The sequence below is a fragment of the Paenibacillus sp. FSL H7-0350 genome (assembly GCF_038593195.1).
Classification (GTDB): Bacteria; Bacillota; Bacilli; order Paenibacillales; family Paenibacillaceae; genus Paenibacillus_AQ.
Map to the genome: position 1 here is coordinate 6,402,870 of NZ_CP151972.1, position 13,717 is coordinate 6,416,586.

Below are 13,717 nucleotides of genomic sequence, written 5' to 3' on the forward strand. Positions count from 1 at the left end.
TACTGCTAGAAGCTATTCTTTCACAATCTGAAGCTTATATTCCTGCACCGTAACATGATCCTCCGCCTTAACCGTGAGATTCACCTCAGTGCGGCTGTGCGGCAGCTTGATCTCGCGGGAGAGTGAATCCTCGATCAGAATTCCGTCTGCATAGACCAGGGCATTGTGATGATGTGGGGTTACGTTCAGTTGTACCTGGCCCGCTGCTTGCGGAACGCTCAGGCTATACGTGGTTATGCCGCCGCTGAAGGAGGTGGACAGCGTTCCTTCACTGAAGGCAAGCTGGCGCAGTCCGGCATTGTGATCATAACCGGTCATCATGCGCAGCAGGTCGAAGATGCCATTTTCCTTCTCAGGAACCACGAACTTGACTTCCACCTCGGTCTTGCCGCCAACCGCTTCAGCAGGAATCAAATAACTCCGCTCGTAGAAGCTGCGGGCTTCATCCGTATGCAGCACCTCGCTCGCAATCAGCTCCCCGTCTACATAAATCGCTATTTTCTTACCATTATTTCCTGAGAAATAAATGACCGACAGGTAGTTGTCCGTACGCGGCGCCACCTTCATCCGGTAGCTGAACCAGCCGCCGTTCTCCGCTTTGCGGATGTTATATCCGTCCCAGGTGGCTACGGAGGTGTTCTCTCCCGCAATGCCATGCTCCAGCTCATACTGGTCATTGCCGACTGGGAGGCTGTCCAGTGTAGCGTCCTGTACACGCTGCCGGATTTTGCCTTGTAAAATATGCTTCTGCAGCTCAGCCGAATCGGCCTCGACCAGCCGCCAGTAGATGCCGTAACGCTCACTATGCTGCTTATAATGCGGAGTGAAGACCAGCCGCTGATCCTCATCCGTTCCCCGCAGCGCAAAGGCCAGTTCATCCTGCTCCAGCCGGACTGCGCGATCCGCAAGCTGCGCCAGCCACTCCTGCGGGCTCTCGTTCACCGTCGTGATGAAGTCTTTCACCAGCATGTTGCGGGTTGGGACACTTACAGCAACCCCAGTAGCGGACACAGACAAATCACTCTGGCCCAGAGCAGCGCTCAGCACCACCGGTCCATACTTGAACGCGACCACCTGTCGGGCATCCGGCAGGCTGAAGTGCGCCAGTTTCATTGGCAGCTTGAGCTGAAGTGTGTCGCCATCCTCCCATACTCTGTCCGTCAAGAGGTAACCTCCGCTGATCTCTAAGTTCACAGGCTGCCCGTTCAATAGAAGCCCGGGTTCTCCGGCCAGCCAATCCGGCAGACGAAGCTTTAGCGTGGTGGACTGATCCTGAGGCTGCATCACTGAGATCTTGAACTCTACAGTATCGCTATAAGGCAAGTTGGCGGACTGGATCAGCATCAGGCCGTGCGCGGCAGAGTTCAGAGTAGAGCTGAAGTACTGATTAACCACAATGCTGGCCGCATCATGGAAATACAGGCTGTCATTCAGCTTGGTGAAGCTCTCCATGCCGGTGCCCGTGCAGCACCAGAAATGCTCGAACGGCGAGCTGTAGACCTTGAAATACCCGGTCGCCATGGGCTGGAAATACATCGTCATCCCGGTATGCGGGTGCTGTGACGACACAATGGCATTCAGATAGGTGTTCTCGTAGAAGTCGGCGTAACGGGGTTCTCCCGTGATTTTGAACAGCTCGCGGGTAAGCTTGAGCATATTGTAGGTGTTGCAGGTCTCCGCTGTGAAGTTGGAGCGTTCCCGGTCCAGCATATCCGGATCACCGAAGTGCTCCCATTCGCTGTTCCCTCCGGTGATGTAGCTGTGATGCTGGACAACCATCTCCCAGAACTGCACCGCCGCTTCCAGATAAAAAACTTCACTCTCCCCGAGCGTCCGGTAACGGTTCAGCGCACCGAGGAATTTCGGAATCGTAGTATTGGCATGCTTGCCCTTGAGAATATCCTTGCCCTCATGGACTGGAGTGAACAGCGTCAGCTCGTCGAAGCTATGCGCGGCGCTTAAATGGCCTGCTTTTCCGGTGATTCTGTACAGGTCGTAGAGGCAGTCATTCATCCCGCCGTATTCCACCGATAATACACGCTGATGGACTTCTTCAGACCAGGAGGCTGTACGGCGGTATACCCAATCACCGAGCTTATCCGCCAGGGCATAGGCTGTTTTGCTGCCGGTGGCAGAGTAGGACGCGGTGAGTCCGGCGATGATTTTGTGCATGGTGTACCAGGGGACCCACGCCGGCTGCTTGTTCTCCACATTATCAAAAAGGCGTTCCTCGAACGCGGACAGGTAACCGCTCTCATGCTGGCATAGGGCCAGCTCTCCCAGAAGATAGTTCAGCCTGAGCAGCAGGCCGTCATCCCGCGTACAGGCATAGGCCTGGGACAGCGCCGACAGATAATGGCCCAGCGTGTGTCCGCGGATCTCTGTGTTCTCCCAGCCGGGATATTTGTCGGCACGCTTCGGCAGTTCCCGGTTCTCGCGGAAGCCCGCCAGCAGGCGGTCTGGATCATAGCTGGTCAGATAATCGACCTCTTTGGCAAAGGCGTTTGCAATATACGGATCGGACACACGGACCTGGTCCATACGGTATTCTTCGTACAAGGGCTTACCCTGAATCGGGGCCTCCAGAGGCTGATGGGGTGTAATTGTCATTTTGTATCCTCACTCCTATGGATTCTGTAGGGTTACTGCAGGATGAATATCCTATGTTTAAGCTTATAGATAAAGGGCTTGGGGGTAAATAGTGATAGGATTGAATATGTGTGAAAAGGTTAGATTGGGAGAGAGAGATTAGACGCAAAAAAGCCACAACCGCTGCTGGGCAACAGGCTATGGCTTGAGGTTTGTTGTAGGTAAGGGATTAAGACAGCAACTCCTTATGGAGTGTACTGCTGCACGATTGATACAATCTGGCCATCCTTGATCGTGATGTGATAAGGAGAACCGCTTAGATCGAATACATCCGTCTTGGCGAATTCATGAATGAACTTCTGCAAAGTGAGCGACTCGTTCCAGTTCGTATCCAGGTCTTCGAGCTTCCCTGTGCGGTCATAGATCTGCATGGTGACCTTGGCATCCGGGGCTACCGTATAAGTAGTCAGCGTGTCGCTGTCGTTCACGATATAGTAACCGTCCGGGGCACCTCCGATTTCGGCTGCGGATTCCGGCTCCCGCTGGGCGAAGACCGCATCGGCTGCTGCGCCTTCATACCATTCGATCTCATCTCCGGTAAGGGTCGTCTGACCGTTAAGGGTCTCTAAGGAATGTATATACACCGTCAGATGCTGGGTTGACCCTTCGCTCTTGGCATCAGCGGTTTTTATGGTTGTGCTTGCCGTAGTTACGAGGGAAAGGAACAACAGGACCAGAACAGGAAGCAGGTAGACGTTTTTGTTTTTTAACATTATGAATTTCCCCCTTGGCGTAATCTTACACGGCATGAGTCTACACTCTTTATTTACCCTGCCGGAATATTCCCAAACTTGTTTATACCCTAATAAACGTTAGTTCAGCAGAAATGTTGCAAAAGATTTTTTAACTGGGTATATATAACAAATATTCCGTCTTTGTCAACCACTTTTGAACCGTTCAAACCAGATTGACCTGCCTAATTAAGGGATTTATGATATAGGAATATCTGGATTTTTACTAGAATATCTGGTTCTTGAGGGGCGGTATTGGTTTGCAACAGCACACTACAATTCAAACAGAACTGGCTGCTTTTCTTAGAAAAGAAGGCCAGACAATCAATCAGTTCGCAGGAATCTCCGGTGTCAATTCGGGTACGCTCAGCAGCATAATTAATGGTAACCGTCCTATTGCCATGCAGCAGCTGGACCGGATTACCGCCGGAATGGGGCTTCCTGAAGGAGCATTTTATGAGTTATATATAGATGAATGTGTCGTACATTCCACACCCGACTGGCGGCGGCTGGGACCCTTCCTGCACCGCTGTGCGGAGCTGGACAAGCTGGAGTATATCCGGCAGGTGGTTCATATCATCATGGACAATATTACATATGCCCCGCTCTTATTCGATACGGCGGAGGAATTCTACAGGCAAGGCAAGCTTCAGGCAGCGGCTCTGCTGTATGCAGGGGTAGCCGACAGTGAGAAATATCAGCATTCGGAGCGGCTGGCCTTGTGCCAGTACCGGCTGTTCACGATCCGGATCGGCCAGAGCCCGGAGGCTGATTTCCGTGCGGCGACCCGGTTTGAATATTTCGTAGAGCGCCTGGAGGAAATAGACCAGTTGGAAGCGCTTCGGCAGCTGGCGGATATCTATATTGCTCTACAGCACTGGGAGAAGGCCAGACTATTGGCACAGGAGCTACGTCATAAGACATCTATCCAGTACGAAATCAGATTTTACAAAACCAGAAAGAAGAAGGAGCTGAGGCAAGCGCCCAAACCTCTTTGCTTCTATATACTGTACGCTTATTGGCTGCAATCCAAGGTATGCGAGGAAACCGGTGAATATGAGCGGGCGCTGGAATATGTAGGCCTCTACTCTGAAATGAACTGGATTGTCGAGGAATCGGAAGAGGTTCGGCAGATCAGAGACCAATTCAGCAGGCTTAGTACAGTCTATGCATGTCTATACCGTATGATGCGCGGTGAGCTTGAGGCTCTTCCCCAGGTTGTAGAATCTATCGGCACCCCCGGGCTGCAACTGTGGGACGGGCTGCTTAAGGCAGTTCAAGCGGCTAACCGGTATGGCTGGGAGGTAGATGAGCATATCGGCCGCTTCCAGCAGCTGCTTACGCCGGAAGGGGCGGCCTTCGGCCAAGCCGAAGGAACTTCGGGCAGAGAGACGCCGGATCAATATCCGGTACTGCTCTATGAGCTGGCGGTGTACTCTCTCAAGGCAGAGAGGATAGAGCAGGGGATCCGTTATATCTTCGGGAGTCTGGAGGCTTCCACCGCACTTGGCAGCATAGCCTGTGTGATCCGCTGTGTAAGATTATTCGAGCAATTCCGGCTGCACGCTTCTGCAGATGACCAAGAGCGGTATAAGCAACTGATTAGTAAGGTACAAGTTGCTCACGCAGAGCAGACGGTTAAGACACAGGACCGGTTGTAGGAGGCTCATTGATAGTATACAAAGGAAGCCCCTTCCGGGATGGAGGGGGCTTCCTTGTATGGACCGATGCAAATGTAATCGAAAAACCGATCACATTGCGCCGGATGGTGGTGTGCGGGCCAAATGTAATCGAAAAACCGATCACATTGCGCCGGATTGTGCTGTGCGGAGCAAATGTAATCGAAAAACCGACTACATTGCGCTGGCCACAAACCCATCTCCACTCTACCACGCCCCGTCCCAACGCCGCCCTAGGCTCACCACGCCCTGGTCATACCTCACCCCGACCTTACTCAGCCCACGCCCCGTCCCTATCTCGCCGGGGCGAAACCGGCTACGTCACTAAGAATGTCATCGATCGCCTTCAGCGTATCCGGCTGAAGCACCGCATCCACCGCCTGCGCATTCTCAAGCACCTGCTCCGGTCTGCTGGCACCGATCAGCGCTGAGCTTACGCCGGGCTGGCGCAGCACCCAGGCGAGCGCGAGCTGGGAGAGCTTGAGGTCCAGCTCAGCGGCAAGCGTATCCAGCCTGCCGACAACCTCCAGTACATCATCCCGCAGGTAGCTGCGGATGACGCCGTTCACGGAATCATCCGCGCCGCGCGTACCGGCCGGCGGGAGTTGACCGGCCTTGTATTTGCCGGTCAGAATGCCCTGGGCCAGCGGGGAGAAGACCACCTGTCCCAGGCCTTCATGGGCAGATACTTCAAGCACCTCCGCTTCGATGTACCGCTCGAACATGTTATAGATCGGCTGATTGGCGGCGAGCGGCCGCAGGTTCAGTCTGTGGCTGATGCCAGCCGCCTGCGAGATCTGGGCCGCGCTCCATTCGCTGACGGCGGAGTAGAGGATTTTGCCTTGGGCGGTAAGATCATCAAGGGCGCGGAGCGTCTCCTCCACAGGAGTGTCCTGATCGAAGCGGTGGCAGAAATACACATCGATATAATCGGTGCCCAGACGCCGCAGGCTGGCTTCGCATTGCTCCATAATATGCTTGCGCGAGAGCCCGCGGTCATTCACCCCGTCGCCCATCGGGAAATATACCTTGGTGCTGAGGACGTAATCGGAGCGCTTATAAGGCCGGAGTGCGGCACCGATGGCCTTCTCGCCTTCGCCCCGGTTATAGGCATTGGCCGTATCGAAAAAATTGATACCGCATTCAAAAGCGCTGGCGACACAAGCATCCGCCGCCTGCTGCTCTGCCGCTGTTCCATACGTAAGCCAGCTGCCCAGTCCGATCTCGCTGACTTTCAGTCCGGTATTACCCAGTCTTCTATATTTCATATTCTCTCAATTCCTCCTTCAAGGTAATGGGTTTCCTTGCAGTGTTTTAATTCGTCAACTGGTGAAGGACCACAGCACATGCGCCGGTGGCGACCGAACGCTCACCCAGTCTGCTTCGGGTGAAGCGGACGTTATACTGCTCCCGGTAATAGGTTCGCTCAAGGGCGATCTGTGTGGCCGTCTGATAGAAATCATCTGCTGCGAGGAACAGCGGCCCGCCGAGAATAACCTCCTCGGGATGCAAAATATTGATCAGGTTCGCCAGCCCGATGCCGCAGTACACCGCCATTTCGTTGAACAACCCCACCACAACAGGGTCGCGCTCCTTCAGCGCTTCGATCAAGTGGGCGAATTCCAGTTCCCCGGCATGCCCGGCCAAGCTGCGGAGCCTGTCGCTGCTGCCCTGCCGCCATGCCTCACGGGCTTGTTCTTCCAGGGTGTGGACCGAGACATAGCTCTCCCACGCCCCGGCATTGCCTCCAGGAATCTGCGGCGGCCGCCCTGAGCCTTCAATGATCATCTGTCCGACCGCTCCCTCGGTATCGATGATGCCGTAGAGCAGCCGTCCATCGTTCATAATGGCGGAGCGCAGGCCGATTCCGGCATGGAGATAGAGAAGATGCTGCTGTATCCGGTTGCTGCTGGCCCAGTATTCGCCAAGCAGAGCCGTATTGGCTCCATTATCCAGATAGACAGGCACCCCCAGGCGCTGCGCCAGCTGCTCCTTGATATGTACTTGTGACCAACCCTCTGCAGGAAAACGGGCCGGATTCAGGATGACTCCAGCCGTGCGGTCCAGCGGACCGACTGCGCCAATGCCAAGTCCGGCGACCCGGCTGAGCTGAATGGAGGCTGCGTCAAGCATCTGCAAGGCTTGTCTGTGGAGCGACTCCATCAGCAGCTCGGGGGTAAGCCCCGCATCCATGCTCCAGGTATATTCGCCCAGCAGCCGTAGATGAAAGTCCGTCAGCACAAGCTTGGCATGGGTACGGGAGATCTCCAGTCCCAGCAGATAAGCGTAAGACGGATTCGTCTCATAGAGGGTAGGGCGGCGTCCTCCGGTGGATTCGCCGAAGCCGACTTCAACCAGAAGCTCCCGGGACAGCAATTCGTCCAGTATACGCGTTAAGGTGCTTATCGTCAGTCCGCTTTCTTCCAGCAGGGTCTGCTTGGAGACGGTACCGTGTGTTCTTACGGTGAGGTAGATTTCCCTGGCTTTGGGATTGGCGATGATTTCGTGAATGAGCAGCACGGACGATTCTCTCCTTATAATGTACTAGACCTGTTTTTACAATGACACAAAAATCAGGGGGCCGCAACTATCACAAGGAGAGAATGCAAGAGGAGTCTAACAGGGGAGGCATAGGCCGGATTGCTGCAGCAGGCATGCGGGCATAAGCGGGCGCTGCTCTGGGAGACAGGGCCTTGAGCTAGAGCAGCGCCTTGAAGGAATGGCGGATCACATCGCCGCGGCTGATGATGCCGACCAGCACATGGTTCCGTTCAACGGGAACCTTTTTGATCTGCTTTTTGCCGAGGATGGTAGCGATGGCTTCAATATCTTCTTCGGCATGCACGGTGATGACCTTCTTCTTGGCGATAGCCATTACGTTCAGACCCAGCAGCTTCTGCGCCCGTTCCTCGAACAGATCATTATCCCCGACGAACACATTAATCTGGAAAAAAGAATCCACGATCAGATCCTCATGCCTGCCGATATAGCGCATGATATCCCCGTCGCTGAGGTAGGCGACAATCTCGTTCCGGTCATTGACTACGGGCATGCCGCTGATCCGGTGGGCAATACATTTCTCAATAAAAGTCCGTACGGTGTCTTCCTGCTTAACCTTGTACACCTGACGGACCATGAATTCATGGGCTTTCATACCGGTTCCCCCTGAAAATTAGCTTCTGCAGAAATAAGTTGTATCATGAAAGTATATACTTGTATTATACAAGTGAAAAGAGTAAAGTCAATGAATAAAAGAGAAGAGGGGCAACCGGCATGGACAAACATTCAATTGAGACAATAGAGCTGGAAATGGCGGTTCTGTTCCGCCGTCTCACTTCGATTACCACGTTCAAAAAAATCGGCAATTTGGATCGTGCGGCCTACCTGCTGCTGCATCACATTGAATCTCGTGAGGGAACTGCCGGGATCAAGGCAATCTCCGATGAGTTTCAGCTGGATATTTCTACGGTCAGCCGGCAGGCTGCCTCACTGGAGAGCAAGGGGCACATCACCCGGGTACCGGACCCTGTGGACGGGCGGGCCTATTCGCTCCAGATTACGGAGACGGGCAAAGCGAGTCTGGAGGAGAACCGGCGGGTCCGGCAGGAGATGATCGAACAACTGCTAAAGGGCTGGTCGGAGGAGGAGGGACATCTGTTCGGGGAGCTGCTGCAGAAGTTCAATGCGGCTTTTCTGGAGGAGGGCTGATGAGGCGCGGAGTTTAAATAACCGGGCCAGCGAGAGCCGGGAAGGGTGTTCAGCCTGGGAAGGAAGAAATCTATTGTATTTTGTACATGCAGATGATGCAAAAAGGGGGCTGTTTCGGCCCACTGTTGTACTTCCTACATTAGATTTCGCAGAAACAGCCTGGATCGGCCAGATCTGCTCCATTCTGTTGCAGCAAATACAGCAGAATGTGTTTTAGGAGGCTTTTGTTCTGCTTCTGTTGTATAGAATACAATCACTCCTTCTGTATCCCGCCATAAATCCAAGCAAATGCCGGGCATGATGCATAACAGGGTAAGGGCCGTCCGCAGCGTTACTTCACGCTGCGGACGGCCCTTTGTGTCTCATTCTATTCAGGCAACAAGAACAGGCTTCAAGCAAACCCCGGGTTCCCTCTCATCCCCACCCACAGCGGGGATTGCTCCAGGCAAGCGGCGAGCTGCAATAGCAGATCCTCGCGTCCCTTGGAGGCCATGACCTGGACGCCGATTGGCATCCCTTCTGCCGTAAGGTGCACCGGTACGCTCATGGCAGGCTGGCCGGTCAGATTGGCGAGCTGGGTGAAGGGCGTGTAGGTCAGGCTCGGCTCGAACATCTCATAGATCATCCGCCGCTGCGCGTCCTTCGGCAGCCCGCTGACCTGCATCAGCTTCTCTGTCTCCGCCGCAGTCTGGGTCAGCTCTCCAACCTTCGGCGCGGAGTCCGCATTGGCCGGGGTAATATACAGATCGAAGCGGTCCATCAGCGCCGCCATCTGCGCAGCGGCTACATCCCATTCGTGCAGACTGTGTACGAATTCTGCCGCCGAGACCTGCTTCCCGGCTTCGGCCAGCACCCAGGTGACAATATCCACTTCCTCTGCCTTAATTGCACGGCCCATGGCGCTCTCAAGCGACAGGAACATGGCGGATACTTCTCCGGCGTTCATCGTATAGTAATTGTCCATCAGCCGGACTCCGTTGACCGGGCTCAGCTTCTCATCCACCTCATAGCCCTCGGACTCCAGCCACTTGACCGTCTTCCGCACGGCCTCTACTGCCTCAGCGGATACCGGTGTTCCCACCGGCGAAGCGGTGGTGAAGGCGATCCGCAGCTTCCGCTGTGCAGGCTTCAGCAGATCGTCCAGGTAGACGCCCGGATACAGCGGCGTCTGAAAAGCCGCTTCCGGCTGCACCACCTGCAGCAGATCCAGCATCGCGGCGCTGTCCCGCACAGAGCGCGTCAGCGCAAAATCAATCGACGCGCCCTGCCACTGGCGGCCGATCCCCGGGCCGACCGGCGTGCGCCCGCGCGTCGGCTTCAGCCCGAACAGGCCGGTGAACGAGGCCGGTATGCGGATGGAGCCGCCGCCGTCACTGGCTCCGGCGGCCGGAACGATCCCGGCGGCAACTGCTGCCGCCGCACCGCCGCTGGAGCCGCCGGGTGAACAGGCGGGGTTCCAGGGATTGCGGGCCGGGCCGTGGAGCAGGGGCTCGGTGATATTTTTGAGCCCGAATTCCGGCGTATTCGTATGGCCCAGCGGAATGAAGCCGCCGCGCCGGATACGGGCCACATAGTTAGAGTCCCGCTTCGCGACATTGTCCTTCATCAGCAGAGCGCCCGAGGTCAGCGGTTCGCCGCCAATCGCCTGGGAGATATCCTTCAGCAGGAAGGGGACGCCGGCGAACGGGCGGGTGAGATCATCGCCGTCGACAGGCATTTCCGCAGCTTCCTTCAGCGCGGCCTCCCGGCGGGTGCGTACCACCGCATTCAGCAGCGGATTCACCTCATCCATCCGGGCGTAGGCGTCTTCCACAAGCTCACACGCTGAGACCTCCCGTGCTTTCACTAGGGCGGCAAGCCCCAGCGCATCATAACCTGAATAAGCAGACAACGACATAGGTATAACCTCTTTCTGGCAGGAACAGGCAGGCTACTTAGCGGTCAGGCTATAGCTGCAGTCTTGCGCATAGTATATTGCGTTATAAGGAGGGCAGAGACTTTTCAAGTGCGCTCATCTGTAAGATATTGCTTCACTGGAGGCGGGGTATACTCCGCGAACTGCTGCAAAATGCCCTCCGGCGTGGTAGCGTTCAGCATGATGGAATGATGTTTCTCCTGCATGAATTGTTCCCGGGCCATGTTGCTGAACAGGGCAATCAGCGGATCATAATAGTGGTTCACATTAAGCAGTCCGCAGGGCTTCTGATGCAGGCCGAGCTGCGCCCAGGTGAAGATCTCGAAATACTCCTCCATCGTGCCCGGGCCGCCCGGCATAGCAATGAATCCGTCCGCCAGCTCAGACATTTTAAGCTTCCGTTCGTGCATAGAGTCTACCATAATCAGCTCCGTCAGACGGGTGTGCTCGATTTCCCTTTGCTTCAGAAAATGCGGCAGCACCCCGATCACGCGGCCTCCCGCCTGCATCACGCTATCTGCAATAGCACCCATCAAGCCTACAGTAGCTCCGCCATAGATCAGCGTAATGTTGCGTGCGGCAAGCTCCTTGCCGAGTAGAATAGCGGATTCCTTGTATACGGGCGAAGCCCCTTCACTGGAACCGCAGAATACTGCGATACTCTTCATAAGATGCTGACTCTCCTTTGTCTTAAGGTAATGGAATGTGCTGTGAAGAACGGTTGTTTCCTCTACCTAATGTATCACGGATTCAGGTGCATGTAACATTTTTCTCGGTGCCGGAGCAGGCTGGTTCATTGCGGTGGTGCTCTGCATTGACAACTTTTTGCGGAGCGGCTATACTTTCTGTAATCTTATAGTTGGTATACGTTGAACGAGCCAGTAGCAGCCTTGTCCCTGTTCCCAGAGAGCCGGGGGTCGATGGAACCCGGTACACACAAGCGGACTGCGAATTACGCCTCGGGAGTATCTTGGGTAATGCCAAGCGGAGCTAAGCGAACGATAACTCGCCTGAGAGTGGTACGGACTTGTGTGTAATATGGGGTCTGTGCAATTTGGGTGGTAACACGGTTAATACTAATCGTCCCTGTGTCTGAATAGACAAGGGGCGATTTTTTGTTGTCTGTGTGCTGGGGATACTGGCTTAGTGCCTGCGCGGCAGGCTTTTGGCTTCTGTGGCTTGATGCGGTATAGCTGCTCTTTTTTTGACGGATACCAAGGGATATAGAACAATCACTTACACAAAAGGGGCTGTACATGTTGAACATTATTGACGAGCTATTGTGGCGCGATGCCATTAACCAGCAGACAGATGCGGACGGACTGCGTGAATTGACAGAGAGTAAGGCGGTATCGCTGTATTGCGGCGTAGACCCTACGGGCAACAGTATGCATATCGGCCATCTGATTCCATTCATGATGCTGCGGCGCTTCCAGCTGGCCGGTCACCGTCCGGTGATTCTGATCGGGGGAGCGACGGGAACGATCGGCGATCCGAGCGGACGCCAGAGCGAGCGCTCGTTGCAGACGCTGGAGCAGGTGCAGGAGAATGTGGATGCCCTGACGGCGCAGATGAAGAAGCTGTTCATTACCGATGGCGACAACCAGGTGCGGATGGTGAATAACTACGACTGGACCAAGGATATGAATGTCATCGAATTCCTGCGTGATATCGGCAAAAACTTCAGCATCAACACGATGCTGGCGAAGGACGTAGTGTCCAGCCGGCTGGACAGCGGAATCTCGTTCACCGAGTTCTCTTACCAGATTCTGCAATCCATGGATTACCTGCACCTGTTCCAGCACGAGGATGTGCAGCTCCAGATCGGCGGGTCTGACCAATGGGGCAATATTACGAGCGGCCTCGATCTGATCCGTAAAAAAGAGGGCAACGAAGCCAAAGCCTTCGGCCTGACCATCCCGCTCATGCTGAAGGCTGACGGTACGAAATTCGGCAAATCCGCCGGCGGCGCTATCTGGCTCGATCCGAAGCAGACCACGCCTTACGAGTTCTACCAGTTCTGGGCGAATACCGATGACCGCGATGTGGTCAAATACCTGAAGTACTTCACCTTCCTGAGCAAAGAGGAGATCGAAGCGCTGGAGGAGAAGGTAGCTACCGAGCCGCATAAACGCGAAGCGCAAAAAGCGCTGGCCGAGGAAATGACCCGCTTCGTGCACAGCGAGGAGCTGCTGGAGCAGGCCAAGCGCATCAGTGCGGCGCTGTTTAGCGGCGATATCCGCTCGCTGACTGCGGACGAAATCGAGGAAGGCTTCAAGGAAATGCCGACCTTCACAGCAGGCAAAGAAACCAAGAACATTGTAGACTGGCTGGTTGAGCTGGGAGTGGAGCCATCCAAACGCCAGGCGCGTGAGGATATTACCAAAGGCGCAATCTCGATCAACGGGGAACGCGTGAACGAGCTGGAGACGGAGATTACGGCTGAGGATGCCATCGGCGGCAAGTTCATCATTGTCCGTAAGGGCAAGAAGAACTACAGCCTGGTGAAGCTGGTCTAAGCGGAAGCTGCCGGGTGATGGATTGCGGAAGGCGAATAGAGTGAGCTGGATGTTGAGCTGGATCTGGAGCGGTGTTAGGCTGGAACGAGGTTAATGGTGAACTGGAACGAGGTTGATGTGGTTAGTGTGAGATGGCTGAGTGAGGTTGGGCTAGATGAGCTAGAGTGAGTAGATGAGATGGGTTGGGCTAGATGAGTTAGAGTGAGGCAGATGAGTTGTGTTGGGCTAGATGAGCTAGAGTGAGGCAGATGAGTTGTGCTGGGCTAGATGAGCTAGAGTGAGACAGATGAGTGAGGTTGAGATAGATGAGCTTGAATGAGAATGGTGTGAAGTAACTGAGTGATTGGGCTATCCCGCTGTCAGCAGTGACGGGGATAGCCTTTTTTGGTGGTCGCGGGGTGTAGGCTGGTTTCCCATCTGATCCCTGACCGCCATAGGCCGGAAGCGTGGCTGCCTCGTGAAATCACAGGGATAAATCCTTTTGATATCGCCGGAAGTAGGCTGAGTGAGCAAATT

The 13,717-nt window shown here is 54.9% G+C and carries 10 protein-coding genes; 3 read left to right on the top strand and 7 right to left on the bottom strand.

Features of this window, described 5'->3' with window-relative positions; genetic code table 11:
- Window positions 1–12: 12 nt before the first annotated feature.
- Both NYE24_RS28805 and NYE24_RS28810 read right to left on the bottom strand, forming a co-directional pair.
- Entirely contained in the window at window positions 13–2,610 is a 2,598-nt protein-coding gene (locus NYE24_RS28805) for a beta-L-arabinofuranosidase domain-containing protein (protein ID WP_051493846.1), read from the bottom strand.
- A gap of 224 nt (window positions 2,611–2,834) precedes the next feature.
- Complete coding sequence (locus tag NYE24_RS28810; protein ID WP_036697974.1) at window positions 2,835–3,362, bottom strand: hypothetical protein; 528 nt, start codon at window positions 3,360–3,362, stop codon at window positions 2,835–2,837.
- 278 nt (window positions 3,363–3,640) lie between these two features.
- Here NYE24_RS28810 and NYE24_RS28815 point away from each other — a divergent pair, with 278 nt between their 5' ends.
- Complete coding sequence (locus tag NYE24_RS28815) at window positions 3,641–5,041, top strand: helix-turn-helix transcriptional regulator (RefSeq protein WP_342477248.1); 1,401 nt, start codon at window positions 3,641–3,643, stop codon at window positions 5,039–5,041.
- A 311-nt stretch (window positions 5,042–5,352) separates the two neighbouring features.
- Here NYE24_RS28815 and NYE24_RS28820 read toward each other — a convergent pair whose 3' ends face one another.
- The 3 genes from NYE24_RS28820 to NYE24_RS28830 form a co-directional block, all read right to left on the bottom strand.
- Window positions 5,353–6,327 carry an aldo/keto reductase family protein gene (locus tag NYE24_RS28820; protein ID WP_076162441.1) on the bottom strand — a complete coding sequence of 325 codons (975 nt, stop codon included), beginning with the start codon at window positions 6,325–6,327 and terminating at the stop codon, window positions 5,353–5,355.
- Window positions 6,328–6,373: 46 nt separating this feature from the next.
- Window positions 6,374–7,579 carry an ROK family protein gene (locus NYE24_RS28825; RefSeq protein ID WP_051493682.1) on the bottom strand — a complete coding sequence of 402 codons (1,206 nt, stop codon included), beginning with the start codon at window positions 7,577–7,579 and terminating at the stop codon, window positions 6,374–6,376.
- Window positions 7,580–7,757: 178 nt separating this feature from the next.
- A complete protein-coding gene (locus NYE24_RS28830) occupies window positions 7,758–8,213 on the bottom strand; it encodes a CBS domain-containing protein (protein WP_036696539.1) in 456 nt (151 codons plus the stop codon).
- A gap of 119 nt (window positions 8,214–8,332) precedes the next feature.
- On the opposite strand from NYE24_RS28830, the gene NYE24_RS28835 reads away from it, so the two are divergent.
- Window positions 8,333–8,767: a MarR family transcriptional regulator gene (locus NYE24_RS28835; RefSeq protein ID WP_342477249.1), complete on the top strand. Its 435-nt coding sequence runs from the start codon at window positions 8,333–8,335 to the stop codon at window positions 8,765–8,767.
- Window positions 8,768–9,158: 391 nt separating this feature from the next.
- Here NYE24_RS28835 and NYE24_RS28840 read toward each other — a convergent pair whose 3' ends face one another.
- Together NYE24_RS28840 and NYE24_RS28845 are read right to left on the bottom strand one after the other, a co-directional pair.
- Window positions 9,159–10,664, bottom strand: coding sequence for an amidase (locus NYE24_RS28840; RefSeq protein ID WP_342477250.1), 1,506 nt, complete (start codon window positions 10,662–10,664; stop codon window positions 9,159–9,161).
- A gap of 104 nt (window positions 10,665–10,768) precedes the next feature.
- Window positions 10,769–11,350 carry a TIGR00730 family Rossman fold protein gene (locus NYE24_RS28845; protein ID WP_036696546.1) on the bottom strand — a complete coding sequence of 194 codons (582 nt, stop codon included), beginning with the start codon at window positions 11,348–11,350 and terminating at the stop codon, window positions 10,769–10,771.
- A 591-nt stretch (window positions 11,351–11,941) separates the two neighbouring features.
- Here NYE24_RS28845 and tyrS point away from each other — a divergent pair.
- On the top strand, window positions 11,942–13,201 hold the full coding sequence (gene tyrS, locus NYE24_RS28850) for a tyrosine--tRNA ligase (RefSeq protein WP_036696801.1): 1,260 nt from the start codon (window positions 11,942–11,944) through the stop codon (window positions 13,199–13,201).
- Window positions 13,202–13,717 lie beyond the last annotated feature (516 nt).